The organism is Halodesulfurarchaeum sp. HSR-GB, from assembly GCF_031432215.1.
GTDB lineage: Archaea > Halobacteriota > Halobacteria > Halobacteriales > Halobacteriaceae > Halodesulfurarchaeum.
The window spans coordinates 1,788,789-1,815,196 of the sequence record NZ_JAVKGN010000001.1 but is presented as its reverse complement, the minus strand read 5'-3'; the positions used below and the strand labels follow the sequence as shown (position 1 = coordinate 1,815,196).

Annotated in this window: 27 protein-coding genes and 1 tRNA gene; 14 read left to right on the top strand and 14 right to left on the bottom strand. The window is 63.3% G+C overall.

Annotated features, from left to right (window positions below):
- The first annotated feature begins 12 nt into the window (after nucleotides 1–12).
- The 6 genes from RH831_RS09615 (at nucleotide 13) to RH831_RS09590 (ending at nucleotide 4,473) form a co-directional block, all read left to right on the top strand.
- On the top strand, nucleotides 13–276 hold the full coding sequence (locus RH831_RS09615) for a twin-arginine translocase TatA/TatE family subunit (protein ID WP_310553970.1): 264 nt from the start codon (nucleotides 13–15) through the stop codon (nucleotides 274–276).
- Between the two features lie 33 nt (nucleotides 277–309).
- Nucleotides 310–382: transfer RNA gene (locus RH831_RS09610), tRNA-Arg, on the top strand.
- 575 nt (nucleotides 383–957) lie between these two features.
- Entirely contained in the window at nucleotides 958–2,340 is a 1,383-nt protein-coding gene (locus RH831_RS09605; protein ID WP_310553969.1) for a cytochrome ubiquinol oxidase subunit I, read from the top strand.
- A complete protein-coding gene (locus RH831_RS09600) occupies nucleotides 2,337–3,332 on the top strand; it encodes a cytochrome d ubiquinol oxidase subunit II (RefSeq protein WP_070364726.1) in 996 nt (331 codons plus the stop codon). The genes RH831_RS09605 and RH831_RS09600 overlap by 4 nt, the downstream gene beginning before the upstream one ends.
- A gap of 41 nt (nucleotides 3,333–3,373) precedes the next feature.
- Entirely contained in the window at nucleotides 3,374–4,000 is a 627-nt protein-coding gene (locus RH831_RS09595; protein ID WP_310553968.1) for an HAD hydrolase-like protein, read from the top strand.
- 50 nt (nucleotides 4,001–4,050) lie between these two features.
- A complete protein-coding gene (locus tag RH831_RS09590; protein WP_310553967.1) occupies nucleotides 4,051–4,473 on the top strand; it encodes a CBS domain-containing protein in 423 nt (140 codons plus the stop codon).
- 1 nt (nucleotide 4,474) lies between these two features.
- Here RH831_RS09590 and RH831_RS09585 read toward each other — a convergent pair whose 3' ends face one another.
- The 3 genes from RH831_RS09585 to RH831_RS09575 are packed head-to-tail and all read right to left on the bottom strand — an operon-like array spanning nucleotide 4,475 to nucleotide 6,116.
- On the bottom strand, nucleotides 4,475–5,029 hold the full coding sequence (locus RH831_RS09585; protein WP_310553966.1) for an FAD-dependent oxidoreductase: 555 nt from the start codon (nucleotides 5,027–5,029) through the stop codon (nucleotides 4,475–4,477).
- Between the two features lie 27 nt (nucleotides 5,030–5,056).
- On the bottom strand, nucleotides 5,057–5,530 hold the full coding sequence (locus RH831_RS09580) for an SRPBCC family protein (RefSeq protein WP_310553965.1): 474 nt from the start codon (nucleotides 5,528–5,530) through the stop codon (nucleotides 5,057–5,059).
- 52 nt (nucleotides 5,531–5,582) lie between these two features.
- Nucleotides 5,583–6,116: an Rrf2 family transcriptional regulator gene (locus RH831_RS09575; RefSeq protein WP_070364731.1), complete on the bottom strand. Its 534-nt coding sequence runs from the start codon at nucleotides 6,114–6,116 to the stop codon at nucleotides 5,583–5,585.
- Between the two features lie 97 nt (nucleotides 6,117–6,213).
- On the opposite strand from RH831_RS09575, the gene RH831_RS09570 reads away from it, so the two are divergent.
- Entirely contained in the window at nucleotides 6,214–7,140 is a 927-nt protein-coding gene (locus tag RH831_RS09570; protein ID WP_310553964.1) for an NAD-dependent epimerase/dehydratase family protein, read from the top strand.
- Nucleotides 7,141–7,146: 6 nt separating this feature from the next.
- Here RH831_RS09570 and RH831_RS09565 read toward each other — a convergent pair whose 3' ends face one another.
- From RH831_RS09565 to gyrB, 3 genes are all read right to left on the bottom strand, one after another.
- Nucleotides 7,147–8,073, bottom strand: coding sequence for an ArsA family ATPase (locus RH831_RS09565; RefSeq protein ID WP_310553963.1), 927 nt, complete (start codon nucleotides 8,071–8,073; stop codon nucleotides 7,147–7,149).
- A gap of 65 nt (nucleotides 8,074–8,138) precedes the next feature.
- The gene (gene gyrA / locus RH831_RS09560; RefSeq protein WP_310553962.1) at nucleotides 8,139–10,601 is read right to left on the bottom strand and encodes a DNA gyrase subunit A; all 2,463 of its coding nucleotides are present in this window, start codon (nucleotides 10,599–10,601) and stop codon (nucleotides 8,139–8,141) included.
- Nucleotides 10,601–12,520, bottom strand: a complete 1,920-nt coding sequence (gene gyrB / locus RH831_RS09555) for a DNA topoisomerase (ATP-hydrolyzing) subunit B (RefSeq protein WP_310553961.1) — start codon at nucleotides 12,518–12,520, stop codon at nucleotides 10,601–10,603. The genes gyrA and gyrB overlap by 1 nt, the downstream gene beginning before the upstream one ends.
- A gap of 139 nt (nucleotides 12,521–12,659) precedes the next feature.
- On the opposite strand from gyrB, the gene RH831_RS09550 reads away from it, so the two are divergent.
- From RH831_RS09550 to RH831_RS09535, 4 genes are all read left to right on the top strand, one after another.
- On the top strand, nucleotides 12,660–15,047 hold the full coding sequence (locus tag RH831_RS09550; RefSeq protein ID WP_310553960.1) for a DNA topoisomerase VI subunit B: 2,388 nt from the start codon (nucleotides 12,660–12,662) through the stop codon (nucleotides 15,045–15,047).
- Complete coding sequence (locus tag RH831_RS09545; RefSeq protein ID WP_310553959.1) at nucleotides 15,044–16,126, top strand: DNA topoisomerase IV subunit A; 1,083 nt, start codon at nucleotides 15,044–15,046, stop codon at nucleotides 16,124–16,126. Before RH831_RS09550 ends, RH831_RS09545 begins: the two co-directional genes overlap by 4 nt.
- A 61-nt stretch (nucleotides 16,127–16,187) precedes the next feature.
- Complete coding sequence (locus RH831_RS09540; RefSeq protein ID WP_310553958.1) at nucleotides 16,188–16,838, top strand: glycosyltransferase family 2 protein; 651 nt, start codon at nucleotides 16,188–16,190, stop codon at nucleotides 16,836–16,838.
- A 46-nt stretch (nucleotides 16,839–16,884) separates the two neighbouring features.
- Complete coding sequence (locus RH831_RS09535; protein WP_310553957.1) at nucleotides 16,885–18,414, top strand: hypothetical protein; 1,530 nt, start codon at nucleotides 16,885–16,887, stop codon at nucleotides 18,412–18,414.
- Here RH831_RS09535 and psmB read toward each other — a convergent pair.
- Nucleotides 18,411–19,145, bottom strand: coding sequence for an archaeal proteasome endopeptidase complex subunit beta (gene psmB / locus RH831_RS09530; RefSeq protein WP_310553956.1), 735 nt, complete (start codon nucleotides 19,143–19,145; stop codon nucleotides 18,411–18,413). The two genes, RH831_RS09535 and psmB, sit on opposite strands and share 4 nt — an antisense overlap.
- A gap of 124 nt (nucleotides 19,146–19,269) precedes the next feature.
- Between psmB and RH831_RS09525 the strand changes: the two genes are divergently transcribed.
- Nucleotides 19,270–20,418, top strand: coding sequence for a PAS domain S-box protein (locus RH831_RS09525; protein ID WP_310553955.1), 1,149 nt, complete (start codon nucleotides 19,270–19,272; stop codon nucleotides 20,416–20,418).
- On the opposite strand, the gene RH831_RS09520 is transcribed toward RH831_RS09525, so the two are convergent.
- The gene (locus RH831_RS09520) at nucleotides 20,415–21,203 is read right to left on the bottom strand and encodes a VOC family protein (protein WP_310553954.1); all 789 of its coding nucleotides are present in this window, start codon (nucleotides 21,201–21,203) and stop codon (nucleotides 20,415–20,417) included. The genes RH831_RS09525 and RH831_RS09520 overlap by 4 nt on opposite strands.
- A 60-nt stretch (nucleotides 21,204–21,263) precedes the next feature.
- Nucleotides 21,264–21,434, bottom strand: a complete 171-nt coding sequence (locus tag RH831_RS09515) for a hypothetical protein (RefSeq protein ID WP_310553953.1) — start codon at nucleotides 21,432–21,434, stop codon at nucleotides 21,264–21,266.
- 249 nt (nucleotides 21,435–21,683) lie between these two features.
- Here RH831_RS09515 and RH831_RS09510 point away from each other — a divergent pair, with 249 nt between their 5' ends.
- Together RH831_RS09510 and RH831_RS09505 are read left to right on the top strand one after the other, a co-directional pair.
- The gene (locus RH831_RS09510; protein WP_310553952.1) at nucleotides 21,684–22,043 is read left to right on the top strand and encodes a DUF555 domain-containing protein; all 360 of its coding nucleotides are present in this window, start codon (nucleotides 21,684–21,686) and stop codon (nucleotides 22,041–22,043) included.
- Between the two features lie 39 nt (nucleotides 22,044–22,082).
- Entirely contained in the window at nucleotides 22,083–22,622 is a 540-nt protein-coding gene (locus RH831_RS09505) for a CBS domain-containing protein (protein WP_310553951.1), read from the top strand.
- A gap of 1 nt (nucleotide 22,623) precedes the next feature.
- On the opposite strand, the gene purM is transcribed toward RH831_RS09505, so the two are convergent.
- From purM to RH831_RS09480, 5 genes are all read right to left on the bottom strand, one after another.
- Complete coding sequence (gene purM, locus RH831_RS09500; protein WP_310553950.1) at nucleotides 22,624–23,604, bottom strand: phosphoribosylformylglycinamidine cyclo-ligase; 981 nt, start codon at nucleotides 23,602–23,604, stop codon at nucleotides 22,624–22,626.
- Between the two features lie 55 nt (nucleotides 23,605–23,659).
- The gene (locus RH831_RS09495; RefSeq protein ID WP_310553949.1) at nucleotides 23,660–23,839 is read right to left on the bottom strand and encodes an AbrB/MazE/SpoVT family DNA-binding domain-containing protein; all 180 of its coding nucleotides are present in this window, start codon (nucleotides 23,837–23,839) and stop codon (nucleotides 23,660–23,662) included.
- Nucleotides 23,840–23,914: 75 nt separating this feature from the next.
- A complete protein-coding gene (locus tag RH831_RS09490; protein WP_310553948.1) occupies nucleotides 23,915–24,766 on the bottom strand; it encodes a class I SAM-dependent methyltransferase in 852 nt (283 codons plus the stop codon).
- A complete protein-coding gene (locus tag RH831_RS09485) occupies nucleotides 24,763–25,158 on the bottom strand; it encodes a 6-carboxytetrahydropterin synthase (RefSeq protein ID WP_310553947.1) in 396 nt (131 codons plus the stop codon). Before RH831_RS09485 ends, RH831_RS09490 begins: the two co-directional genes overlap by 4 nt.
- On the bottom strand, nucleotides 25,155–26,177 hold the full coding sequence (locus RH831_RS09480) for a zinc-binding alcohol dehydrogenase (protein WP_310553946.1): 1,023 nt from the start codon (nucleotides 26,175–26,177) through the stop codon (nucleotides 25,155–25,157). The genes RH831_RS09485 and RH831_RS09480 overlap by 4 nt, the downstream gene beginning before the upstream one ends.
- Between the last annotated feature and the right edge of the window lie 231 nt (nucleotides 26,178–26,408).

The window sequence follows — 26,408 nt, the reverse complement described above, 5'->3', positions numbered from 1 at the left end:
TACAACTTTGTAATGACAATCGAGGTGTTACCCGCATTCGGGCTCCCAGCAGGCGGGATGGAGCTGGCCATCATTCTGTTGATCGCCGTCCTCCTGTTCGGGGCGAACAAGATCCCCAAGCTGGCCCGGTCGACGGGGCAGGCCATGGGTGAATTCCAGCGCGGTCGCGAGGAGATCGAACAGGAACTCGAAGAGATCAAAGAAGGGCCCGAGGAGTCCGACCGCGCCGTCGCGGAGAGCGAGTCCGAGACCGAGTCAGAGCGGACCGAAGAGTAACCGTTTTTCCCCGCCCGCCCGAACCGGTTTTCGGGGCGCGTGGCCAAGAGGATACGGCGAGAGGTTCCTAACCTCTAGATCGCGGGTTCGAATCCCGTCGCGCCCGCTCCGGTTTCTTCGAAACACGTCGCGGTCGCGACGTAGTCCCTCTCGTTCCTCGCGGGACTCCCGTCGCGCCCGTGCAGCGAGTAAAACGAGCGAACCGGCACGCGGGATTCGAATTACGGAAGACGAGCAACGCGAGTCTTCAGGTGGTTCGAATCCCGTCGCGCCCGCTCCGGTTTCTTCGAAACACATCGCGGCCGCGACGTAGTCCCTCTCGCTGGCTCACGGCGACGCCGTTCGCCCAGCTGGCGGCTTCGCCGCCCGCCTCGCGGGACTCCCGTCGCACTCGGGCAACCAAATTACGGGTTGACGGCTATATTTTCGGTAAGTGACCCATTATTTGGGGGATATTTTGTTCAGAACGTGGTTTACGTGGGTATTTGATTTCAGGGGCCGGTGCCGTAGCGGCCGGCCGAACAGAGGGTGTTTCTTTTCTGCCGGTTGGAATCATCCACGGAAATTATAGTGGGTGAACTGCAAGGTGTCGATGGATAGTCCGGCAACTCATGACCCCTTGCGAAGACAATATGTGGGTGACGAGAGAACGACTCGATACGTAGGCAACCTCAAAAACACATGTTAGACCCCGTAATCCTGAGCCGTCTCCAGTTCGCGTGGACGACGGCCATACACATCATCTTCCCCGCCATCTCGATGGGTTTGGCCCCCTTCCTGGTGTATTTCACCTGGAAAGAGATCCGCGGGGCGGGCGAACCGTGGGTGTCGTTGCGACGGTTCTGGGTGAAGATCTTCGCCCTGACCTTCGTCATCGGCACCGTGACTGGCATCGTTCTCGAATTCGAGTTCGGGACGAACTTTGCGGCCTATGCCTCCGCCGTCGGTGGCATCTTCGGCGGGCCGCTGGCGACCGAGGGTCTGATGGCCTTCATGCTCGAATCGACGTTCCTTGGTATACTGCTCTTTGGCCGTGAACGGGTGAGCGACCGGCTCTACTTCCTTTCCGCGTTCCTGGTTGCGCTTGGCTCCTGGCTCTCTGCAGTCTGGATTCTCATCGCGAACTCCTGGATGCACCTCCCACGTGGCTACGAAATGGGGATGCGTGCCGGCCAGGAGGTGGCGGTGATCGTCGATCCGATCGCGGCCTATCTCAATCCGCGGTTCTTCTTCATGTTCACGCACATGCAGGCCTCGGCCGTGCTGGCCGCAGCGCTCTTCATGGCCGGGATCGCGATGTACAAGCTCACGACGACCGAAACTCGGCGTCGGTTCTGGAAGACGAGTCTGAAACTCGCCATCGTCGCGATGCTCCTGACGGCGCCGTTCATGGCGATTCAGGGCGACTCCTACGGCCGGCACGTCTACGAGACCCAGCCCCAGAAGTTCGCGGCGATGGAGGCGGTCTACGAGACCGACTCGAACGTGCCGGAATACCTCTTTGCGATTCCGACCAGCCTCGAGGGCTTCACTGACCCGAGTGCCCGGGATCTCTTTGCGATCGGAATCCCCGGTGGTGCGTCCTTCCTCGCGAGCGGGGGTGATCCTGGCGCCACCATCCAAGGCTTGGACGACATGGAGAGCCTGCAGGGCGTCGAGGGTGAGCCGCCGGTCGCCGTCGTCTTCTGGTCCTTCCGCGCGATGGTCGGGCTGGGGATGTGGTTCATCCTCCTCTCGCTCTGGGCCGGGTTCCGGTGGTACCAGGGACGGCTTCTCAAAGACAAGTATCTGAGCGGCGCGCTCATGCTGTCCATCCCGCTTGGCCTGTTGGCGATCGAATTCGGGTGGATGGTAACCGAGGTGGGCCGCCAACCCTGGGCTATTCAGGAAGTCCTCACGGTCGCCGAGGGTGTCTCACAGAACTTGACTGGTGGCGAGGCACTCCTGACGCTGCTTGGCTTCGTGGGGGCCTACACGGCCCTCCTGGCCATCTGGGCGTATCTCGTCCGCCGGCTGGTGATCCGTGGGCCGAAAGAATCGACCGAGGAGGTGGTCGCTGAATGATGCCCCTGCAAGCTGGCCCGAGCTGGTTCGGGATTCCACTAATCGAGCTCTGGTTCGTGGCCCTGTTCCTGACACTTGCCATGTTTCTCTGGCTCGACGGGACGAACTTCGGCATGGGCGTCCTCTACGGGCTGGTGGACGACCACGAGACCAAAGAGACGATCTTGACCGCGCTGGCCCCACTCTGGGACGGAGCCGAAGTCTGGCTCGTCGTCTTCGGTGGGGCGCTCTTTGCCGTCTTCCCGGACGTCTACGGCGGCCTGTTCAGCGGCTACTACCTGCTGATGTTCGCCATCCTCGGTGCGCTCATCATCCGGGGGGTCTCCCCCGAGTTCCTGGAGCAACGCGAGGACGCTGGCTGGCGACGGCTCTGGAGTAGCACGTTCATTCTCGGGAGCACGCTCGCCCCGTTCTTCCTGGGAATGTTCGCCGCGAACTGGCTCGTGGGTGCATCCGGGATCATTTCGGTCCCGGGTATCGTGGTCGGTCTCGCGCTGGTCGCTATCTCGACTGCTCAGGGGGCCGGCTTCCTGGGCATGAAGACGGCGGCCGGCCTCGATGAGACCGTGACCCGGTACGGGGTACTCGCCCAGGCCGCCTACCTCGTGCTGGCGGTGGCGACGGTCGGCTATCTCTACGTGGCTGTCGAGGGCATGGCGACGAAAGTGACCCACCCAGTGGTGCTCGGGCTGGTTGCGATCACGGCGATTCTGGGGGTCGCATACATCTGGTTGCTCCGAGTGGGTCAGTACCGGCCTGCCTTCTTTGCGGCCGGAATACAGCTCTTCGGGCTGGTGGCCCTCGTCGCCGTCCTCCTCTTCCCGGTCATCTATCCGGTGACTGGGCTAACGGTGTTCGAAGCCGCCGTCTCGACCCTGCAACTGAAGATGATGACTGTGGTCCTGGCCATCTTCCTCCCGCTCGTACTGCTTTACTTCGCGGTCCTTTACAGTGCCTTTGCCGGCCCGGTACAAGCGGGTGAGGGCTACTAGTCGACCGGTGCACTCAACCTGCCGGGACTCCTACCCGGCGTATGCACGTCGTCTTCGATATGGATGGCGTCTTGCTCGACTCACAGGCTGAACTGGGGTGGCTCGACCGCGCCCTCGACGAGACCCTGCGAGCCTTCGACATCGAGCCGACGCCGGAGCGACGAGAGCGACTTTATCCTCCGAATCTTCGGAATTTCGAGCAGGCTGCCAACGATCTTGGCGTCCCGCCCGAGGAGCTCTGGCCGGTCCGGCACCGCAACTACGTCCGCGAGAAAGAGCGAGCGTTGAAGACCGGGCAAATCGTCCCGTTTCCGGACATCGAGCAGGTCCGAAATTTAGCCCAGGAGTACCCGGTCTCGATTATCAGTAACTCGCCGGAGCCGATCGTCGAGACGTTCGTGGCGGTAGCCGATCTCGACGCCGTGGTGACCCACTGGATCGGCCGGGGAGACGATCTGGAAACGATCGAACGGATGAAGCCCGATCCCGCGTTCTACGAGGACCTCGTCGATCGGGTTGGCCCGGACGAGTACGTCTACGTCGGCGATACGTCCTCGGATGCGCTTTTCGCGCAGCGGACTGGGATGGATTTCGTTCACCTGGACCGCCCGGGCGGGACCGTATCCTCCCTGTCCGGAGCGATCGAGCTGATCCGTGCGGGTAATTAACGTGGGAAGATGGCACAAGTTTTGAATCCCCTGACTGCGTAGGGGAAGGTATGTCTGTCAGGGATCTCATGACGACGGACCTGGTGACGGTGCCACTCGGAGCGACCCTCGAAGCGGCCGTGGGCGAAATGCTCGGAAACCGGGTTGGAAGCGTGCTCGTTACGGACGGTGAACGGCCGGTGGGCATCATCACCGAAACGGACGTTCTGGCTGCTGGCAGCGGAACCGAACGTCCCTTCGGAGACATTCCCGTCTCCCGGGCGATGAGCCCGAATCTGGTGACGATCGGTCCCGAGAAGCGCCCACAGGACGCCGTGGAGAAAATGCAGAACTACGGCATCAAGAAGGTCGTCGTGACCGAGGACGAGGAGCTACTCGGGATCGTCACGACGACGGATCTGGTTCGCCATCAGAGTGACCTGGTCGAGGAAGTGACCGACATCGACCGGACCCAGTCCTATCCGAGTCTCTAACTCAGGCCGCGTCTTCGGGCGTGTCGAAGTCGTGGAACTTCTCGCCTTCCTCGGTCGAGAGGATGTTCAGCGCAGCGGCCACTCCGTCACCGGCCGCGATCTGGGCCTGCCACTCCTCGACTCGGCCCATCGCCCCTGTCGCGTAGACGTTCTCGACGCTCGTCTCCATGGTCACGTCGACGTCGACGACCGCTCTGTCGGTCAACTCACAGCCCAGTTCCTTCGCGAGGCTTCGGTCCGTGCCGGTTGCGAGCACCAGATAGTCGGCTTCGTACTCGCCAGCGTCGGTTTCGACGGCGAACCCGTCGTCGGTTTCTTCGGCTGCGATCACCTCCTCCTCGCGGAGGTCGGCGCCGAAGCCCTCGACCTGTTCGCGTGACCGGTCCATGAACTCGGTGCCATCCACACTCTCGATCCCGAGGTAGTTGAAGAGGTGGGCCTTGTGCATCCAGGTCCCGTCGGTGTCGAAGACTGCGGTTTCGAGGCCGTTTTTCGCGGTGTAGAGTGCGGCGCCGAGGCCGGCGGGGCCGCCGCCGGCGACGATAACGTCTGTCATGCAACTACAACCAGGGGCAGTTCGCAGTTAAGTTTCGCCCCCGCCGAGTTTCTCGCGGGTTTTCCGGTGGCGGTAGGCAAATGCCAGGGCGAATCCGGGCTTGAGGGCTCGATCTACCAGGTCGCCGTAGCCAGTTTCGTACTCGACGTGGTCGATGAGTTGGGTCCGATCCCCCACTCTGCGGAACCGATGGGTGTGCCGCCAGGTCGCCATCGGTCCCGCCTTCATTTCGTCCACGAAGTACGCTTCGGCTGCCAGTTCCTCGCGCTGGGTAATGACCGACGTAAAATGTTGGCGTGGCCCACCCGGAATGGGACCCACCGAGAGGTCGATCTCTGATCCCTCACGTAGCACGTCGCCCCTGTCCGGAACACGAATCGCTTCGACCTGGAGGTTGGCCACTGCCGGGGTGAGTTCGAGCAGGCCGTCGATCGTGGAGTGAAACGCCCACACTGTTTCGAGGGGCGCATCGACGGTACTCCGGCGGGTGAAGATTGCCATGAAAGTTGTACAGGCTGTATCCGCAAAAGTATCGACCCCAACTGACCGGGAGTCAGTGAGCCGGGTCCTCGGCCGGTGCGATCATGTCCTCGATCTTGAGGATGACCACGTTTTTGGCCTCGTCTTTGGCGTCCACGGTTCCGTCGACCCGGAGCTTCGAGATCGGGGTCGGGCCCACGGCGACACTGTCGCCCTCGTGGAAGTCCTTGATCGAGCCCCGAACCTCGATCTCGGCCCGGCAGAGATCCGGATTGAAAACCGTCGTCAGGTCGATGTTCTGCACGTTCACGTCCTCGACCGGGTCGCCGTTCCGACGCACGGGCACTGCGGCCGGCGAGTCGATCTGTTCGATTTCCAGGGCCTCGAAGGCGTTCGTCGTGGGTCGATAGCCGCCTTTCGGGCCCGGGACCCCCTCGACTAACTGCAAGGCCTTCAGGCTCTGCATCTGATTTCGGATCGTCCCCGGATTGCGATCGACCTCCTCGGCGATGGTCTCCCCCTTGATCGCCGTCTCTTCCTGCCTGTAACGATCGACGAGCGCCCGGAGAATCGTCTTCTGGCTCGCGGTCAGTTCGATAGAGGACATTAAATCGTGATAGACCGGTTCGTTTCATAAAACCCATGGCCTGGGTCGACCCGCCGAAACCGGGAGTCTTAATCGGGGGACACGACTTGCTCCGGGTATGCAGGGACAACGCGTGCTCGTCACCGGCGGGGCCGGCTTCATCGGGTCGAATCTGGCCAACACGCTGGCCGTGGACAACGAAGTGATCGTCGTCGACGATCTCTTCCTCGGGACTGCGGAGAACCTTACCGATCGGGTTGATTTCCGCGAGCGGAGCGTGCTGGAAGACGACCTCCCGACCGACGTTGACGTGCTCTTCCATCTGGCGGCCCTCTCCTCGATGCAGATGCACGAGGACGACCCGCAGCGAGGCGCGCGGGTCAACGTCGAGGGGTTCGTGAACACCGTCGAACAGTTCGTCCAGGACGGCGGCGAGACGGTGGTCTACGCGACCACCTCCTCGATCTACGGCGACCGGACCGAACCCTCCCCCGAATCGATGTCCGTCGAGGCCCGAACCGGCTACGAGGCGTCGAAACTCGCCCGCGAACGCTACGCCGAGTACTACGACAACTACTACGACGACGTGACGATGGCCGGACTGCGATACTTCTCGGTCTACCAGGGCATGGCCGGCGGCGCGGAGGCTCATAAAGGCGAGTTCGCGAACATCATCGCGCAGTTCGCCGACGACATCGCGAACGGCAATTCGCCGAAGATCTACGGTGATGGCACTCAGACTCGGGATTTCACCCACGTCGAAGACGTGGTGGACGCGACGATCAGCGCCGCGGAAAACGACCTCTCGGGCATCTTCAACGTGGGGACCGAAACCCAGCACTCCTTTGACACGGTCGTCGAGATGCTCAACGACGCGCTCGGGACCGACGTCGCCCCGGAATACGTCGAGAACCCGATCCCCGAGGACATCTACGTCCACGACACGCTGGCTGACGCGACTCGCATGCAGGAGGCGACCGGCTGGGAGCCGTCCATTTCCTTCGAGGCGGGAATCGAACGAGTCTGTGAGCCGTATCTGGACTGACCCAGTTCAGGTGAACAGGTGGGTCCCGACCTCGCGAAGTGAGTCGACGCCGGCCACTTCGGTCGAGAACTGTGGGACCGACACCAGCCCCGGGTCCTGGCCGTAGACTGATTCCAGTTCTGCGAGGTGTTCTCGCTGCATTGCGACCCGGTCCTGATGGAACGAGCAGTCACAGAGCGATTCTGAGAGGAGGCCGTTCGCGACGATCCCACCAACTGCAATGCCCCGATCTTCGAGTTCCGCCGTGATGCGCTGGGTTTCGTTGACCGCCAGTTTTTCGGGATTTGTCACGACGAGGAACGTCGTCCGGTCGCTACGCACCATGGCCAGACAGTCCTGGGCCAACTCACGCCACTCATCGAGAAGTTTGCTCGGGTCGGCTTTGGTGTCGCGGCTGATCGCGGCCCGGAGTTTGGCGTAGAACTTCGGGGCGGTCCCCAGGTGCTCGTAGAGTTTCTCTTCGAGTTCGATCAGCCCGATTGTAGCCCCCGCGGGGGCGGTGTCCCAGACGATCCGGTCGTAGGTCTCGCCCTCGTAGAACTCTAGCAGGTAGCTCAGCGCAAATTGCGTGGAGATGCCCGGTGCCTCGGCGAAGTAGTCGATTACCCAGCGATCGACGGGCATAAACGAGGAGACGACGGCATACACCTCCTCGCCGTAGGCCTCCTTCCAGCGCTCGGCGACGGCGTCGAAGTCCATCTCGATCGCGTCGAGGTTTTCGACGCCTGGGACGGCGGTCACCTCCCCGCCCACGTCAGTGCCCAGGATGTCCGACAGCGATGGGGACCGGTCGGTCGAGAGCAGCAGGGTTCGTTCGCCTCGTTCGGCCAGGTGCAGTGCGGTTGCGGCGGCACTCGTGGTCTTTCCGACGCCGCCCTTGCCAGTGAACGCGATCAGGTCGTGTGACTCGACGAGCGGGGAGAGTGACTCCATTACTCAGCTGTTGGACCCCACGAACAATAGAACTCGTGTGGGGTTCGGTCACATACTGCCCCGACTTACGCTTCGGTCTCCGTCATCGGGCGGAAGATGCTGACGCCGGCCAGGCGGTCCGTCCGTTCGACTCGCATGACGAGGACGCCTTTGGTGTTGCGCCCGATCGCGGAGATCTCTTCGACGGGCATCCGGGTGATCTGGCCGGCCTCGCTCATGGCGATGACGTGATCGCCCTCCGAAACCGTCCGCAGGGTCGCCACGGGGCCGTTGCGGTCGCCGGTCTTGATGTCCATGAGACCCTTTCCGTTCCGGGACTGGGCCCGGTACTCCGAGAGTCGGGTGCGCTTACCGTACCCGTTCTCGGTGACGGTGAGCAGGTATCGGTCGTCGTCAGGTTGGACTGCAGTCACGCCAGCCACGGCGTCTCCCGGCTCGAGGGTGATGCCCCGAACCCCTCGGGCGGTTCGCCCCATCGCTCGAACGTCGGTCTCCGCGAAGCGGATTGCTCGGCCCCCTCGCGTGCCGATGACGATCTGTGACTCGTCGTCGGTGATCACCACGTCCACCAGTTCGTCGCCGTCTTCGAGTCGCGTGGCGATGATGCCAGTCGAGAGGATGTTCTCGAAGTCCTCGACGGGTGTCCGTTTGACGTACCCGTCCCGGGTGACCATCGTGAGATACTGGTCCTCGTCGATGTCCCGGGTTGCCACGACGGCGGTGATGTCCTCGTCCCCGTCGAGTTCGAGCAGGTTGATCGCCGAGGTGCCCCGGGCGGTCCGGGACATCTCCGGCACCTGATAGGCCTTGAGTCGATAGACCTGACCCGCGTCGGTGAAACAGAGCAGGGTGTCGTGGGTGCGGGCGGGGAAGGCGGTCGCGACCTGATCCCCTTCTTTGAGGTCGGCTCCGATGATCCCCTTCCCACCCCGGTGCTGGGCCGAGAACTCGTCCATCGGGACCCGCTTGATGTAATCCTCCTCGGAGAGCGTGATGAGCACGTCCTCCTGGGGGATCAGATCCTCGTCGGTCACCTCGCCGTCGGCCTCGATGATCGAAGTGCGCCGCTCGTCGCCGTAGGTCTCCTTCTGGGCCTGAAGTTCGGATTTGATGACCTCGCGGAGTTCCGATTCGTCCTCCAGAATCGTCTGGAGCCGCTCGATCCGGGCTTTGACGTCCTCGTACTCCGACTCGATCTCGCTGCGCTCAAGGGAGGTCAGGCTCCCGAGTTGCATACGCACGACGTGCTGGGCCTGGGCCTGCGAGAAGTCATACTCCTCCTGCAGTGCGGCTTTGGCGGCGTCCCGGTCCGCGGAGTTCCGGATCAACTCGACCACGTCCTCGGCGTGCTCCAGGGCGAGAAGCCGGCCTTCCAGAATGTGGGCCCGGTCCTCGGCCTCCGCGAGGTCGTGTTCCGAGCGCCGGCGGACGACCTCCCGACGGTGATCGAGGTAGTGATCGAGCATCTCCTTCAGCGTGAGTACCTCGGGGTTGCCATCGACCAGCGCGAGGTTGATGACGCCGAAGGTCCGTTCGAGCACGCTCTCCAGCAGGCGGTTCTCGACGATGTCGGTGTTCGCGCCCCGCTTCAACTCGATGACCACACGGATCCCGTCGCGGTCGGACTCGTCCCGGAGGTCTCGCACGCCCTCCAGGTCACCGTCGTTGACCATGTCCGCGATCCGCTCGACCAGCTTTGATTTGTTCTGCTGGTAGGGGAGTGCCGTGAGGATGATCCGATCGCCCTTTGATCGCTCTTCGATCTCGTAGTTCGCCCGGACCCTGAGTCGACCGCGGCCCGTCTCGTAGGCCTGCTTGATCGCGTTCTTGCCCACGATGGTAGCCCCGGTCGGGAAGTCCGGGCCCGGAACGAACTCCATCAGGTCCGTGACCGTCGCATCCGGGTTTTCGAGCAGGTGGACCGCCGCGTCGATGACCTCGCTCAGATTGTGCGGCGGCACGTTCGTGCTCATCCCGACGGCGATGCCCGAGGAGCCGTTGACGAGCAGGTTCGGGACGGCAGCGGGGAGAACGGCGGGCTCCTCCAGGCGGTCGTCGTAGTTGGGCTCGAAGTCGACAGTGTCCTTCTCGATGTCCTCAAGCAGTTCCTCGGCGATGGGAGCCATCCGGCTCTCTGTGTACCGCATGGCCGCTGCCGGATCGCCGTCGACCGAGCCGAAGTTCCCCTGCCCGTCGACCAGCGGGTGGCGCATCGAGAAGTCCTGAGCCATTCGCACGAGCGTGTCGTAGATGGCGCTGTCGCCGTGGGGGTGGAAGTTCCCCATCGTGTCCCCGACGATCGAGGAGGACTTCCGGTGGCCGGAGTTACTCGTGATGCCGGCCTCGTGCATGGCATAGAGGATCCGGCGGTGGACCGGCTTCAGACCGTCCCGCACGTCCGGGAGCGCGCGCCCGGCGATCACGCTCATCGCGTAATCGATGTAGGACTGTTCCATCTCGTCTTCGACCCGCACGGTCTCGATCTCGTCGCCGACCTGCCCGGCCGGCGTTGGCAGTTCCGAACTCATCAGATATCAACCCATTCGGCGTCCGTGGCGTGTTCCTTGATGAACTGTTTTCGCGGCCCCACCGCATCGCCCATCAGCACCGAGAACATCCGGTCGGCCTCGGCGGCGTCCTCGATGGTGATCCGCTTGAGAATCCGGTTCTCCGGGTTCATCGCCGACTCCCAGAGCTGTTCGGGGTTCATCTCGCCCAGACCCTTGAACCGCTGGATCTGGGTCGGATTTCCGTTGCACTCTTCCTCGACGATCCGCTCGCGGTCGGCCTCGGTCATGGCGTCGTAAGTCTCCCCGCGATACCGGATCCGATAGAGCGGCGGCTTGATGGCATAGACGTGGCCGTTTTCGAGGAGCGGGCGCATGTGCCGGTAGAAAAAGGTCAGGAGGAGCGTTCTGATGTGGGCTCCGTCCACGTCGGCGTCCGTGGCGAGGATCACGCGGCCGTACCGAAGCTCATCGATGTCGAACTCCTCGCCGATGCCGGTCCCGATCGCCCGGATCATCGCCCGGATCTCCTCGTTCTCCAGGATCCGATCGAGGCGGTGTTTCTCGACGTTGAGGATCTTCCCGCGAATCGGCAGTACCGCCTGGAACTTCCGGTCTCGGGCCTGCTTTGTCGATCCCCCAGCGCTGTCCCCCTCCACGATGAAAAGCTCCGAGTCCTCGGGCTCTTTGGTCTGACAGTCGGCGAGTTTGCCAGGGAGTGAGGTACTCTCCAGGGCGCTCTTCCGCCGGGTCAGCTCTTCGGCCTTCTGGGCGGCTTTCCGGGCTTTCGCCGCTTCGATGGCCTTCGAGATGATCGCCTCGGCCGTGTCCGGGTGCTCCTCGAAGTAGGTGTTGAGTCCGTCGTGGAGGGCCGACTCGACGACGCCCCGCACGTCGCTGTTGCCCAGTTTGGTCTTGGTCTGACCCTCGAACTGTGGGTCGGGGTGTTTCACCGAGATGACCGCGGTCAGGCCCTCCCGGATGTCCTCGCCCTTGAGGTTCTCGCCGTCGATCGCCTTCAGGAGATCGTGGTCTTTCGCGTAGCCGTTCACGACCCTGGTGAGTGCCGTCTTGAATCCCGTGAGGTGGGTGCCACCCTCGCGGGTGTTGATATTGTTGGCAAACGCATGTGTCGAGGACTGGAGATCCTCGGTGGCCTGCATCGCGATTTCGACCTGGACGCCCGCGGACTCGTCCTCCAGATAGATCACGTCCCCGTGAAGCGGCGTCCTCGTCTCGTTGAGGTACTCGACGAACTCCCTGATGCCGCCCTCGTACTCGAAGGTCGCGGTGTCGGCGTCGGGATCCCGGTCGTCGATCAGGGAGATCCGGACACCGGAGTTCAGGAAGGCAAGCTCTCGGAGTCGGGATTCAAGCGTGGAGAAGCTAAATTTCTCCACTTCGAAGATGTCCGTGTCGGGTTTGAACTGGATCCGGGTCCCGGTCTGGTCCTCGGGAACATCAGTGACCGTCTCCAGTTCCGTGACGGGTTCACCTCGCTCGAAGCGCTGTTCGTACCGCTTTCCGTTCCGGTCGACTTCGACGGTGAGCCACTCCGAGAGAGCGTTGACGACCGACACGCCGACGCCGTGCAGCCCGCCGGAGACCTGGTAGGACTCTTTGTCGAACTTGCCGCCTGCGTGCAGCACCGTCAGAATTACCTCCACCGCGGGGCGGTCGTACTCCTCGTGGGTGTCGACCGGGATGCCCCGGCCGTCGTCCCGCACGCTGACAGAACCGTCGTCGTGTAACTCGACCTCGATGTGCGAACAGTGTCCGGCCAGCGCCTCGTCGATGGCGTTGTCCACGACCTCGTAGACGAGATGGTGGAGCCCGCGACCGTCGGTCGACCCGATGTACATCGCGGGTCGCTTGCGGACGGCCTCGAGCCCCTCGAGGACCTGGATCTGCCCGGCTCCGTAGTTTGATTCCGCTACCATGAATGCTACTGCCAGGTAGTCGGTGCTAACTTAAAAAGCTCCTCATGCGCGTGCGCGCGTAGAAGCACCACGGCTACCGCTTTCGGGTCCCCCGTATCGGGACGTTTTTGAGTGGGGGCGCGGAACCCCAAACAAGCGAATGACGGCTTTCGATTCGACACCATCCGGAGGGGGCGCGATCGCCGATGACCTGGCGGCCGACCAGCGGTCGATCTCGATCGCCGAGTTCTTCGAGAAGAACAAGCACATGCTGGGCTTCGACAGCGAAGCCCGGGCGCTGGTGACCGCCGTCAAAGAGGGGGTCGACAACTCGCTTGACGCCGCCGAGGAGGCGGGCTATCTCCCGGACATCTACGTCGAAATCCGGGAGGTCGACGACCACTACCGACTGATCATCGAGGACAACGGCCCGGGCATCACGGCCGAAGAACTGCCCAAGGTCTTCGGCAAACTGCTCTATGGCTCCCGGTTTCACAAGCGTGAGCAGAGTCGGGGCCAGCAAGGAATCGGAATTTCAGCGGCTGTACTGTACTCTCAGTTGACTTCCGGGAAACCGGCGAAGGTCACGAGCCGAACCTCCAGCCAGGATGAGGCCCACTACTTCGAGCTGGTTATCGACACCGACAGCAACGAACCCGAGATCCGGACCGAGACCACCACGACCTGGGATCGCAGTCACGGCACCCGCATCGAACTCGACATGGAGGCGAACATGCGGGCCCGCTCTCAGCTTCACGATTACATCCGCCACACTGCGGTCGTCAACCCCCACGCCCGCATCGAACTCCGGGAGCCGAATGCCCACATCAAGTCCGAGCGAGCCGAGGGGGCGTCCCTGCCGGCCGAAACCGAGGAGATCCGGCCCCACCCCCACGGCGTCGAGATCGGGACGCTGCTCAAGATGCTCGACAGTACCGACTCCCGGACGATTCGGGGCTTCCTCCAGACGGCGTTCACCCGGGTCGGCCAGAAGACCGCCGACTCGATCATCGCCGCGTTCAGTGACCGGGAGTTCGGTCGCGAGTTCCGCTGGCACCCGCCACAGGATCACGAGGACCGCAACCTGGCCCGGGCTGTCGTCGACGCCATCTCGAACAAGGGCCAGGACCTCGAACGGCGATTCGGCGATCAGCTCGCGGGGGCCATCGAGGAGCACCGACCCGTGAGCCGGACCGAACTCGCCGAAATCGTCGATCAGGTCGCCGACGACCTGGCCGCGGAGTCGGGGCGGGCTTTCGGGGAGACGGTTCGGACGAACGTCGAAAAAGCGGCCTGGACGGCACTCACCAACGATCGCCGCGGCGCGCTCTATCGCACGATCGACGAGGTGACCACGACCCGGAAGGACGATGCCGCAATCGACGCGCTGGCAGAGCGTCTCGCGAGCCAGATCGCCGACGCTGATCGGGACCGGTTCACCCAGGCCGCGTTGCGGTCGGCTATCGACCGCGCCGCGGATCTCACCGAGGAGATGGACGACGAAACCTTCGGTGAGACGGCCCGCGAGAACATTCTCGTGGCGCTCTGGGACGGGATGGCCCCCGTGGACGAGGAGTTGCCCTCGCCCGGGACACTCGCCGACGATCGGGATGCCGCCAGCAACCTGCTCGACGGGATGGGCTCGGTCGACGTGATGGCCCCGCCCTCGGACTGTCTCTCGCCGATCACGGAAGACCAGATCGAGGCCGGACTCCGAAGCGAGTTCGACGCCGACTTCTACACCGCCGCGACCCGGGATGCGGGGGTCCACGGTGGCGATCCCTTCATCGCCGAGGCCGGGATCGCCTACGGCGGTGATATCGAAGACGGTGGCGAGACGGCCGAACTCATGCGGTTTGCGAACCGGGTGCCGCTGGTCTACCAGCGCGGGGCCTGTGCGATGACCGACGTCGTGAAGGGAATCAACTGGCGCAATTACGGGCTCGACCAGCCGGGGGGATCGGGAATCCCCAAGGGGCCGGTCGTCATCATGATTCACGTCGCGTCCACGAACGTGCCGTTCACGAGCGAGTCCAAGGACGCCGTGGCGAACGTCCCGGAGATCGAGGACGAACTCGAGTTGGCCCTTCGGGAGGCCGCCCGGGATCTCAAATCCCATCTCAACAGGCGAAAGTCGATGCGAAAACGCCGGCAGAAACAGAACGTTATCGCGGACATCCTCCCCACGATGGCCGCGAAGGTCTCGACGATCACCCAGCGCGAGCCGGTCGACGTCTCGGACTCGCTGGCCCGGATCATGAACAACGTCCTCGTCGAGCGCGAGCGGGAGGGCAACGTGGTCCGACTCCAGGTCGAGAACCACGACTCGGCCACCGCGGACCTCGAGGTCACCGAGATCGTCACCGGCGAACCGCAGAACCTCAGTGCCGGTGAGGTGGTCGAGATGGACGGCGAGTACTATCTGACCTGGAAGCCGGCGGTCGAGAGCGGCGGCGAAGCGACCCTGAAATACGAGATCGAAGCCGATGCTGAATTCGACATGCAGGTGTCTGGCATCGAGGAGGCCAAATTGACGGTGATACAATGAGTGAGACAGCGGCCCGCGAGAAGTTGATCGACCTGGCGGCACAGTTCTACGACCAGTTCGAACTGGGCGAAATCCCCCACATGGACGTGCCGACCCGGTCGAAGTCAAACATCATCTTCGACGAAGATGCCGGCGTGTGGGTCTACGGCGACCGCAGCAGTTCACGAAGCGCGAACTCGGTCCGCGGGGCACGGAAGCTCCTCAAGGCGGTTTACACCATCGAGTTCCTCGCCAACCAGCTCGACGAGGACCGCTCCTCGACCCTGCGGGAACTGTACTACCTCAGCGAGTCCTGGGACGAGGAGGAGGCCCAGTTCAACTCACAGGACCAGTCGAACTCCCTGGTCGAGGACCTGGAGATCGTCTCCGGCGTGAAACGTGAGGACTTCCACATGCGCCCCGAGGAATCGGGAGCGACCCTGATGGGCCCGCTCCGGCTCCGTGAGCAGACTCGCCGTGGCGACCGTGAGATCCACTGCCAGGAGGACGTCGGCGAAGGGGGCTATCAGATTCCGAACAACCCCGACACCATCGAGTTCTTGGACAACGACGCGGACTTCGTGATGGCCGTGGAGACCGGCGGGATGCGGGACCGCCTGATCGAGAACGGCTTTGATGACGAGTACAACGCCATCATCGTCCACCTCAAGGGCCAGCCAGCCCGGGCGACCCGCCGGATCACCAAACGGTTGCACGACGACCTCGACCTCCCGGTCACGGTCTTCACTGACGGTGACCCGTGGTCCTACCGGATCTACGGGTCGGTGGCCTACGGCTCCATCAAGAGTGCGCATCTCTCGGAGTACCTCGCGACGCCACAGGCCGACTTCGTGGGCATCCGCCCGGTCGATATCGTGGAGTACGACCTGCCGACCGACCCGCTCTCGGATTCGGACGTGAACGCCCTGGAGAGCGAACTGGAGGACCCCCGCTTTAGTACCGATTTCTGGACCGAGCAGATCGAACTCCAACTCGACATCGAGAAGAAGGCCGAACAGCAGGCCCTGGCCTCGCGGGGACTCGACTTCGTGACCGACACCTACCTGCCCGAACGGCTCGACGAAATGGGCGTCATCTAGGTGTCTGGTTCTCGCTTTTCTGACCCGAATTTCTAAGCCGGTCTGAGCTTGAATTTCTTCTGTGAGCGATCTCTCCGTCTCAGTCGTCATTCCCGCCTACAACGAGGCTGATCGAATCCGGCCGGTCGTCGAAGCGCTTTCAGAAGCAAACGAGGTTCTGGTCGTGGATGACGCCTCGACTGACGATACGGCGGCCGTCGCGAAAGCTGCCGGTGCGACCGTCATCTCTCACACGGAAAATCAGGGCTACATTGCCGCCCTCAAAGACGGATTCCGCGCAGCCAGCGGGGCGGTGACCGTGACGATGGACGCAGACGGGGAGCACCGGCCGGCGGATATCCCGCGATTGATCGAGCCGATTCGATCGGGCGAAGCGGACGTGGTGTTCGGGGCCCGGGATCGAATTCCCCGCCCCTCTGAACGGCTATTGAATCGGCTCGCCGGATTGGCTGTGGACATCTCGGATACCGGGACCGGCTTTCGAGCCCTTCGGACGTCGGTGGCCGAGAAATTGGCCCTCGAGACGGCATGCACCTGTGGCACGCTCGCCCTCGAAGCGAAGGCCCGTGGGGCGAAACTGGCGGAAGTTCCCACGCCGACTGTTGCGGTCGATAAACCCCGCTCTATTGCCTGGGGGCATCTCCCCCAGCTAGTGTGGGTGGGTCGGTGGTTGTGGCGGGTGCGAGAGGCCGATTCGGCTGAGAGACGGTGAAGCGCAGCCGTCGGGTATATGTATCCCTTGTTCCAAGGGGAGACTCATGTCCGAACCGGACCTCGCCACGGCGGTCGGCGACGTGCTCGCCGTCGACCCGGACACGTTCCAGGATCGGGTCCACGAGGACGCAAAGACCATCACGGCCGAAGTCGAGGCCGGAACCTTCGACAATCCCCAGGCGATCGTCGGCCTGGAGTACGAGTTCTACGCCGTGGACGACGACGGGGCACTGGCGCGGATTCCCCGACGGCTCCTCGAATACGTGGGCTTCGAGAAGGAACTGGGTCTGCACAACGCCGAGATGCAGACCTTCCCCGACCCGCTGAACGACGCCGGTCTCCAGGCCCAGGAGGCGAGTGTCCGCTCTCGAATCGACGCCGCGGCCCGGCCGATGGACGCCGAGGGCCTACACCTGGTGAGCGACGGCATCTGGACCAGGCCGCCGGCCGGGGAGTCGACCCGGGAGTACCTCACGGGGAAGGTGGAACGCGAGGGGCTCACGCTGGCCACGAACATGTCGGATACCGCCCGGTATCACGCGATGGCGAATACGGCGATCGAACCGGGGATGACCATCGATGTCCCCCACGTCTCCCTCGAAGCCGAGACGGTGATGCCGGAGAGTCTCATCACCTCCATCCAGCCACACTACCAGGTCCCCCGGGCGACTGACCTCCCCGAGTACTTCCGCTATGCGGTCCGGGTTGCCGGGCCGCTTTTGGCTTTGGGGGTCAACTCGCCGTTTCTGCCGCCTGACCTCTACGAGGACGTGGACCCCTATGCCGTGCTGGAAGACGGCTATGACGAACACCGGATCGACATCTTCGAGAGCGTGCTCAACGTCCCCGGCCGGGACGGCAAGGTTCGGTTCCCGGAGGACATCGGGACAGTCGAAGACGCCATCACGGCCATCGCCGAGGACGACGTGCTCGTCCCGATGGCCGTCGAGAAGACGGGCCGGTTCGACGACGAATTCGCCCACTTCCGGATGAAACACGGCACCTTCTGGCGGTGGGTTCGGCCGGTTTTCGAGGGGGCCTCTCGGACCGACGCCAACGCCCGCATCGAGTTCCGGCCGATCCCCGCCCAGCCGACAGTCCGGGACAGCGTGGCCTTTCAGGCAGCCTTTGCGGGGCTGCTCGAACAGATGCGCCAGTACGAACACCCGCTCTATGACCTCCCGTGGGACGTCGCCCGGGAGAACTTCTATGCCGCGATGCGGGATGGACTCCGGGCTGATCTTACCTACCTTACGGCCGACGGGACCGAGGCCACGGAGATCGACACCATCTTCGGTGACCTCCTGGAGCAGGCTCAGGCGGGACTCCGCCGCCGCGGGCTCACGGGCGAGACGGCCGCTCGATATCTCTGGCCGCTTCGTCGTCGGGTCAGACAGGAGATCACGCCGGCCAGCTGGAAGCGAAATCGGGTTCGTGAACACCTCCAGGACGGGGCCGACCTCGAGACGGCTGTAGGAAAAATGCAGGAGACCTACGTTCAGACCCAGCGACGGACGCTGCTTTCGGGAAGCTTCTCCGATTGGTTCGACACTGACGGCTCGACCCGTCCCTAGAGCAGGTCGTTGACGTCCTTGTGGCCGACGATGTCGACGGCTTCGCGGCTGATTTTCGTGATGTGGATGCCGTTGCCGCTGGCCGTGTCACGTTCCGTGGCCGAATCGATGGCGCGGGCGGCGACCGTGACGGCCTCGTCCATCGTGAGGTCGTCCGTGTACTCCTGTTCGAGGACCCCCAGCGCGTAAGGCATGCCGCTGCCCTGGGCCGAATAATCGTCGGCGAGGGAACTCCCCGTGGGATCGAGGCTGTAGACGTGTGCACCCTTCTCGTCCATCCCGGCCAGCAGCGGGACGACTCTGAAGAAGGGACCGCCACGAAGGAGGTTGCTCGCCATCGTCGCCAGGGCGTGAATGGACATGTTCTCGCCTCGACGCGCCTCGTAGAGACTCGCCTCGGCACGCAAAGAGCGGATGTAGGACTGGGCCCCGCCCACCGAACCGGACATCGACAGCGCGGCGTTCTGCTGGATCTCTTCGACCTTCTGCACGTCTTTGTTCGAGACGATCCGGCCGCCCAGGCTCGCACGCATGTCCGAACCCATGACGACCCCCTCGGGGGTGGTCACGCCGACGATGGTGGTGCCGGTCTTCGTCACGTTCTCCAGATCGGCTTCGGAGACGTCACTCTCGGGGAACGAGCCGAGTTCCGGTGCGTACGGATCTCCGACCTCCAGATCCGGGACCTCGCCGCGAGGGCCAGCTGTCACATGCTCCTGCTGGTCAAACATTACTCCCGTGTACCCTCGTGCGACACATAAATGCACTCTTTCGGGCGATCCCGCCGGGATCCGTTGTCCCCTTGCGGATTCCTCCGTCCAAAGAACAATGATCGACCGGGACAAATGACCCCCCATGAAATCGTTCCAGTCTGCCCTCTCTTTCTCCGAGTTTATCGACGAGATCCCCGACGGCTTGCTGCTGGTCGATGGATCCGGCCAGGTGACAGACCTCAACGAACGGGTCGAGGAGATGTTTGGCTACGCGCCCGACCGGTTGTTGGGCGAGCCGATCGAGATTCTCGTCCCGGACCGCTACGAGGAGGAACACGTTGGGCTTCGTGACTCCTACCTCGACGCTCCCGAGCGACGGCCCATGGGGACTGAACTGATACTGCAGGGGCAGCGGGCCGACGGATCGACGTTCCCGATCCAGGTGAGTCTGGCCCCCATCGAACACGACAACCGGACCCTGGTGCTGGCGAGCGTCCGGGATATCTCCGAGCGGGTACAGTACCAGCAACAGGCCAGCGTGCTGAACCGGATCCTGCGACACAACATCCGCAACCGGCTCAACATCATCCAGGGCAACGTGGATCTCGTCCTCGAACGCATGGTCGAACTGGAGTCGGAACTCGACGCGGTCGATCAACGGCTCCGTGAACGATCGGCCGACGGCTCGTTTGATGCAACCATGCTCCCCGAGGAACTGCGCACCCTCTATACCGCCTGGCGGGAGTTCCCGACGGCGGCCCGCGAGCGGCTCCAGACCATCGAGGCCTCGGGACTTGATCTACTGGATCTGGCAGATCGGGCCCGTCGTCTGGAGGAGGCGATTCACGCCGACCACGAGCAAACGGGCGACCAATCGATTCGATCGACTATCCGGGAGGCGATCGAGGACGTTCGATCCCGATATGAACACGCACAGATCGAGGTCGAGTCGATCGCCGACGCCGAACTATCGTCGAACCCGCAGTTCGTTCAGATCGCCCTCGACGAACTGTTGACCAACGCCATCCGGCACGCAGAGGCCGAGCAGCCGTCCGTGACCGTTCGCACCGACCGGACCGACTCCCAGTATTGGATCGAAATCGAGGACGACGGTCCCGGCATCCCGGAGACGGAACTGGAGGCGCTCAAGCGTCCTCAGGAAGAACAACTCGAACATGGGATGGGCCTTGGCCTGTGGGAGGCGACCTGGCTCGTCGATCAACTGGGCGGGGATTTGACCTTCGAAAATCAGGCCGAGGGGGCCCTCGTTCGCATTCAGCTTCCCCGCTAGAAGGGGAACAGCGAGTCGGCGTCGGGATCTCGTTCGAGAAGTTCGATCTCGTGACCGCTCGGGGTCTTGGTGAACCCATAGCGATTCTCGTTCTCCGAGGGCGGTCGGTACGCCGGTGCCTCGCGAGTCAGCAACTGCTCCCAATCTTCCAGGAGGTCGTCTGCTCGGATCGCCAGATGACCCCACGCGTCGCCATGATCGTAGGTTCGACCGTCGTAGTTGGAGGTCAACTCCACGGACATCGCTTCCGGGGCTGCCCCCGCCGGTTCGAGGAAGTAGTTCGCGAAGGTATCTGCCTCCCACCGACCGGCCAGTTCGTACTCGAATTTCCGGCCCCAGAACCCGATGGCCTGATCGGCGTCCTCGACGCGGAGCATGGTGTGATCGAGACTCCACAGCCGGCCGTGGTCCCGCTCGACGAGTTCGATCTCGTGGCCGTCCGGGTCCTTGACGAAGGCGTATTTTCCACCGCACGATTCGGGATCGCGGTAGTCCGAGACGCCGCCGTCCATTAGCTGCTCGTAGGCCGAATCGAGTTCGCCCTCGGGCACCCGGACGGCGACGTGTCCCCAGGCGTCACCCAGCGTGGGCGTCTCGCCCTCGTTGTGGGTCAGTTCGAGCATCGCGCTCTCCGGGTGCATGTCCGCTGGCCCCAGGTACACGATGGTGAACCCGTCGCCCTCGTGGCGGCCCTTCTCTTCGTAGTCGAGGTGAGTCTGATACCAGTCGACCGAATCCGCGAGATTCGACACGCGAACCATCACGTGATCGAGTGTGCCATTCATACCTGTCCGCAGGGCTTGGACGGTGAAAACCTCGGTGCTCGGGAACGGTGTCGGGTCTCGTTACTTCGTTTTCGCTTCGTAGGCCGCTTCCGTGCGCTCGACGAGGCGGTGGACCGGGAGTGTCACTCCAAGTTTCCGCGCCAGCAGGGCGATCGGCATGAGGCCGATTCCCACGGCGAGGGACGATTGGTAGGCGGTCAACGTCGCGAACCGGGTGACCCGTTGGATCATCGGATACCCGGCGATCCGCTGCGGGTGTATATAAGTGTTCGCCCCTCGCCCGGCCCGTCACCCCGACGCTGTCTGCGGGTTCAAGTGAACTTGGATGAAGGTAAATCAGATTCGCAAATCGCCGATTACTGGGGTGGCCTTCGCCGGGGTCATCCGAAGGTATTCCATTACTTATTCGGAACCTTCGGTGAAGGTGCGCCACCGAATCAAACCGCAAAACACCTTTTGCTCCGCCTCGATGCAGTTGACATGGCAAATTTCGTGGTCGCGATGGAAGCGGCATGGTTGGTGCGAGACGTGGAGAACTCCGACGACGCGATCGGTGTGGCCGTCAGCGAGGCTGGCAAGCGACTCAACGAAGCCGATCTGGAGTACGTCGAGGTCCAGCCGGGGCTCACGAGCTGTCCCGCCTGTGGCGAGCCTCTCGACGCCGCCTTCTTGGCCGCCGATACAGCCCTGGTCGGACTGGAGCTTGAGATGACCGTTTTCAACGCCGAGAGCGACGAACACGCCTCCCGCATCGCCAAAAGCGAGGTCGGTGGGGCCCTGCGGGACGTTCCGCTGAAGGTCATCGAGGTCATCGAGGAAGCCGAGGACGAGGAGGAGTAACCCCGAACCTTTATCAATAACTCCCAGTTATAGCCCGGTATGCATCTACCGACGCCCCAGGACCTGCGGGAACGTCGCACCACGCTCGGCTTGACCCAGCGGGAACTGGCCGACCGGGCGGACGTTTCCCAGCCGCTGATCGCCCGGATCGAGGGCGGTGACGTCGACCCGCGGCTCTCGACGCTCCGGCGCATCGTCGAGGCCCTCGAAGCGGCCGCGGGCGAGGTGATTCGGGCCGAGAGTCTGATGCACGAGACCGTGGTGAGCGTGGGCCCCGGCGATCCGGTCAGTCTGGCAGTCGAGCGGATGCAGGAGGCGGGGTACTCCCAGTTGCCGGTCATCGAGGAGGGGGTTCCGGTCGGATCGATCAGCGATTCCGACGTCATTCAGGCCGGCGAGGCCGTCGGCGAGAAACAGGTCCGTGAGATCATGAGCGAGAGTTTTCCGACGATCTCCCCCGATGCCGTCCTCTCGGAGATCAGGAGTCTGCTGGAGTACTACAAGGCCGTGATGGTCACCGAGGACGGGACGACGGTGGGCATCATCACCCAGGCCGACGTGGCCGCTCGCGTCAGCTAACCTACTCGGGGTCGAAGCGACACCCGTGAATCTCGACTGTCGAGCCTTCGGTCACGTCGCCGATGATCTGCCCGTCAGTCTCTGCGACGAATGCCTCGGCGTCGGCCGGATCGATGGCGACCACGAAGCCCGTGCCCATGTTGAAGGTCCGGTGCATCTCCTCCTCGGAGACGTTCCCCGCGTCCTGGATGAATTCGAAGACTGGCTGGACTGGGTGGGGATCGGTGATCTCGTAGCCGAACTCGCCCATGCGAAAGAGGTTCGTCCAGCCACCGCCGGTGACGTGAGCCGCCGCGTGTACGTCGTGGGCGTGAATCGAATCCAGCAGGTAGGTGTAGATCCGTGTGGGCTCCAGCAGCGCTTCGCCGATGGTTCGATCCTCACCTGGGAGAGGGTCGTCGTATTCGTGATCGGCCGTGGCGGCTTTACGGGCCAGCGTGAGGCCGTTCGAGTGCACCCCACTGGAGGGAATGCCCACGAGTTTGTCACCGACCTGGGCCTCGCCGTCGAGCAACTGATCCGGAGTCGCCAGCCCGGCCGCGGCCCCGGCCAGGTCGAATCCGGAGATGACCTCCGGGAGGACTGCTGTCTCGCCGCCGACGAGGCTCACGCCCCCGCGACTCGCCCCGTCGGCCAGTCCGGTGCCGATCTCCGCGCTCATCGTCTCGGAGGGTTCGTCGACGGCGAGATAATCCACGAAGGCGACCGGCGTGACGCCGGCGGCCACGAGGTCGTTCACGTTCATTGCGATGCAGTCGATGCCGATGGTCGAATAATCCTCTAGGGCCTCGGCGACCAGGAGTTTCGTGCCCACCCCGTCGGTGGTCATCGCGAGATAGCGATCCCCGATGTCGATCAGGCCCGCGTAGGCGGTCGTGTCCTCGACGTCTGTCATCGCCCCCACGAGTGCCCCGACCGCGGCCTCGCTCTCCTCGATGTCGACGCCCGCCTCGGCGTAGGTCATCTCCTCGTCCTCGGTCATGCTCTGAGCGGGGTGTCCGGGGGCGAAAAGCGCTACGGTCCGAGCGGTAGCTGGCTCAGTCCAGGTCGACTGTTCCATCCGGCTCCGGCACGACTGTTAGCCGAACTGTCTTTTCGTCCTCGACCTCCCAGCGCAGCTGGTCGCCGTCTTCGAGGTCGAGTGCCGCCCTGATTCGGGCCGGAATCGGGAGTTTCGTCCCCAGCACGCTGCTCACGGCACAGACAGGGTCGCTCATTTGTCCGTACTGAATTCCGCAATAGATGATAAGTTTTCGAAGGCTGTGTCGGGGCTTTTGCTGTGAAACCGACAATCACGAACGCGGCATTTGATACAGCAGATCGTATTGATGAGCCACGTATGTTAGCTCTCGGGCAGCGAGTTGCCCACGGCGGGTGGCGAGCCAGTCCGCTCTGTCACTAAATGTTCTCTCGGAGAGTGCGGATTCGATGAAATCGAGAATTGTCCGGAGGACGTACCCTTCGTCGACGGGATAGGTCCCGCCGTGGGGTCTGAGGATCCAGTCCGAGCCAGCCATCCCGAGCAGGTCTCCCTTTCCCCGGCGAAACGCCTCGGCGAGATGTCGCCCGGCCCGGGAGTCCCGTCCGGGCTCGGCGTCGATGGCCTCGTGGTACGCCTGTTCGACTGCTCGATCTGCGGGATGATCGGGCTGAAAGATCGTCCCGCCGTCGAACGTAATCGGGAGGTAGGCAAGTCCCCCGGGTGCAAGCGCCGATTCGAGTTTTGTGACTAATTTCGGCACCGCCACGAGATCCCCAAACGCGTGCCCGATGACGAGGTCCACATCCGCTGTGGTTTCCAAGACTTCGAGTCCATCGGCCTGCTCGAAGGTAACTGAAAGGTCTCCGACGGTGAACCCGTGTTCCTGTTCTGTAACTGGAATTCCCTCGTGACGAAATTCGGCCGCTCGAGCGTCTCGGGCGAACGCGATGAGACGTTCGGCCGTGTCGATACCCCGATACCTGCCACGATCGACACCCCACTGGAGCAACTGCGGCAGGAGCGTTCCCGTGCCACAACCGATCTCGATAATGCTCGGATCCTCGGGCAGTGCGGCAAGCAGTTGGTCACGGACACGACGCGATCGGGCACGGGAATCGAGTGAGCGTTTGGCTTCTAGATACCGGGGATCCACGTGATTCATGTCTCGAGGTGTCGGGAATGACTCGCCCACGAAACGTCGTCCTCCCACATCCGTACCTGCAGGTAATCGGGGTTTGGATCCGTCAGGGCCTGCTCGACCCGATCACCGAACAGGCGGGCGAAATGCTCGACGCTCGGGTTGCGCCCTTCGAATTCCGGGAGGTCGTTGAGCAACTGATCCCGATAGCGACCCTCCAGCTCATCGAGGATCGCCTCGACCGCGTCGATGTCGACGAGGTAGCCGTACTCCCCTAACTCAGAACCGCCAAACTGGACCTCGACGGTGTACTGGTGGCTATGTGGGTCCCCCTCCGCGCCCGGATCTGGGACGGTGAGGAAATGCTGTGCGACGAACGAGCGCGTGACGGTCAGTTCGTATGTGTGGTCGGTCATTGGTGGTCTTCCTGATATGTGAGCAGGACCTGGAGGGCTTCAGCCGGGTGCTGGTCGAGGAGCCGATACGCCTGTGGGGCCTCCTCGAATGGAATGTGGTGGGTTATGAGCGACTCGACCGGCAACGATTCGAGGTTGTCCAGTGCCACCGCCGTGCGGCGGTCGTAGGTCCACCGGCCGCGAAGTGTCGGTGACAGTGTGCTCACCTGGCTCGATTCGATCGAGATGCGGTCCCGATGGAACTCCCCACCGAGTGCAAGCGTGGTCGGTTTGGTCCCGTACCAGGACCCCACGATAATGCGACTGTCATAGCCCGCAAGTGCCCGGGCCTGGTCCAGCGCCGAGGGATTGCCCGAGATCTCGTAGACGAGATCGGCCCCATCGGGACCCGGTAAGTCACTCCACCGACTCGTCGAGAGTTCGGCCGGGGCGACGGTGGTGTCAGCCCCCATCTTTTCTGCTCGATCACGACGCGAGGAGAGCGGGTCGACGACGAGCAGTTCCGACAGCGGAAACCCGGCGAGAATCCCGATCGTACTCAGGCCCACGGCCCCAGCACCGAAAACCGCGACGCGCTCGCCCATCTTTGGGGCGCCGTCGAGAATCAAGTTCGTCGCCGTCTCGACGGTCGGGTACATGGCCATTTCCACGGGGTCGACGTCCTCCGGGACCGGGATGAGGTTAGCGGGGCGAGCACAGAACCGTGTCTCGTGGGGGTTGAATGCCATGACCGTCTGTCCCAGCCACTCTTCGTCGACGTCCGAACCCGTCTCGATCACCTCCCCGACGGATGCATAGCCGTAGCGCAACGGATAGGAGAGATCGCCATCGAGCGCGTCGAGTGATTCGTCGGCCGGAAGATCCGTCGGGGCCTCGCCGTGGTAGATCAGCAGTTCGGTCCCCGGGCTGATCGCCGACACTTGCGTTTCGACCATGACTTCCGAATCCGAGCGGGTCGTCGACGTCTCCCGGAGTTCGACGGTTTCGGGGCCGGTAAAGTAAAGCGAGGTTCGGTCCATTAGTTCGGGCACACCCCGGCCCCGAGGATCGGACCGTCGGTTGGTCGGTTCGCTGTGGTCCCTGGACAGGTCCTGTCAGCAATGCACTGGTCTATCATACTCCCAGGCCACGCCCCATGGTCGCTTGCTCCCCGGTTTCCCTGCATCAACGTTGCACCATTACACCGTGTGTCGGGATACCTAATTACAGTTCGGATTGTTGAGGGGTTCGACTGGGAGACGTATCGAAGG

Bases quoted from the DNA above. Each gene is read 5' to 3' on its own strand.
- RH831_RS09615 (WP_310553970.1), top strand. From the start codon at position 13: ATGACAATCGAGGTGTTACCCGCATTCGGGCTCCCAGCAGGCGGGATG.
- RH831_RS09605 (WP_310553969.1), top strand. From the start codon at position 958: ATGTTAGACCCCGTAATCCTGAGCCGTCTCCAGTTCGCGTGGACGACG.
- RH831_RS09600 (WP_070364726.1), top strand. From the start codon at position 2,337: ATGATGCCCCTGCAAGCTGGCCCGAGCTGGTTCGGGATTCCACTAATC.
- RH831_RS09595 (WP_310553968.1), top strand. From the start codon at position 3,374: ATGCACGTCGTCTTCGATATGGATGGCGTCTTGCTCGACTCACAGGCT.
- RH831_RS09590 (WP_310553967.1), top strand. From the start codon at position 4,051: ATGTCTGTCAGGGATCTCATGACGACGGACCTGGTGACGGTGCCACTC.
- RH831_RS09585 (WP_310553966.1), bottom strand. From the start codon at position 5,029: ATGACAGACGTTATCGTCGCCGGCGGCGGCCCCGCCGGCCTCGGCGCC.
- RH831_RS09580 (WP_310553965.1), bottom strand. From the start codon at position 5,530: ATGGCAATCTTCACCCGCCGGAGTACCGTCGATGCGCCCCTCGAAACA.
- RH831_RS09575 (WP_070364731.1), bottom strand. From the start codon at position 6,116: ATGTCCTCTATCGAACTGACCGCGAGCCAGAAGACGATTCTCCGGGCG.
- RH831_RS09570 (WP_310553964.1), top strand. From the start codon at position 6,214: ATGCAGGGACAACGCGTGCTCGTCACCGGCGGGGCCGGCTTCATCGGG.
- RH831_RS09565 (WP_310553963.1), bottom strand. From the start codon at position 8,073: ATGGAGTCACTCTCCCCGCTCGTCGAGTCACACGACCTGATCGCGTTC.
- gyrA (WP_310553962.1), bottom strand. From the start codon at position 10,601: ATGAGTTCGGAACTGCCAACGCCGGCCGGGCAGGTCGGCGACGAGATC.
- gyrB (WP_310553961.1), bottom strand. From the start codon at position 12,520: ATGGTAGCGGAATCAAACTACGGAGCCGGGCAGATCCAGGTCCTCGAG.
- RH831_RS09550 (WP_310553960.1), top strand. From the start codon at position 12,660: ATGACGGCTTTCGATTCGACACCATCCGGAGGGGGCGCGATCGCCGAT.
- RH831_RS09545 (WP_310553959.1), top strand. From the start codon at position 15,044: ATGAGTGAGACAGCGGCCCGCGAGAAGTTGATCGACCTGGCGGCACAG.
- RH831_RS09535 (WP_310553957.1), top strand. From the start codon at position 16,885: ATGTCCGAACCGGACCTCGCCACGGCGGTCGGCGACGTGCTCGCCGTC.
- psmB (WP_310553956.1), bottom strand. From the start codon at position 19,145: ATGTTTGACCAGCAGGAGCATGTGACAGCTGGCCCTCGCGGCGAGGTC.
- RH831_RS09525 (WP_310553955.1), top strand. From the start codon at position 19,270: ATGAAATCGTTCCAGTCTGCCCTCTCTTTCTCCGAGTTTATCGACGAG.
- RH831_RS09520 (WP_310553954.1), bottom strand. From the start codon at position 21,203: ATGAATGGCACACTCGATCACGTGATGGTTCGCGTGTCGAATCTCGCG.
- RH831_RS09515 (WP_310553953.1), bottom strand. From the start codon at position 21,434: ATGATCCAACGGGTCACCCGGTTCGCGACGTTGACCGCCTACCAATCG.
- RH831_RS09510 (WP_310553952.1), top strand. From the start codon at position 21,684: ATGGCAAATTTCGTGGTCGCGATGGAAGCGGCATGGTTGGTGCGAGAC.
- RH831_RS09505 (WP_310553951.1), top strand. From the start codon at position 22,083: ATGCATCTACCGACGCCCCAGGACCTGCGGGAACGTCGCACCACGCTC.
- purM (WP_310553950.1), bottom strand. From the start codon at position 23,604: ATGACCGAGGACGAGGAGATGACCTACGCCGAGGCGGGCGTCGACATC.
- RH831_RS09495 (WP_310553949.1), bottom strand. From the start codon at position 23,839: ATGAGCGACCCTGTCTGTGCCGTGAGCAGCGTGCTGGGGACGAAACTC.
- RH831_RS09490 (WP_310553948.1), bottom strand. From the start codon at position 24,766: ATGAATCACGTGGATCCCCGGTATCTAGAAGCCAAACGCTCACTCGAT.
- RH831_RS09485 (WP_310553947.1), bottom strand. From the start codon at position 25,158: ATGACCGACCACACATACGAACTGACCGTCACGCGCTCGTTCGTCGCA.
- RH831_RS09480 (WP_310553946.1), bottom strand. From the start codon at position 26,177: ATGGACCGAACCTCGCTTTACTTTACCGGCCCCGAAACCGTCGAACTC.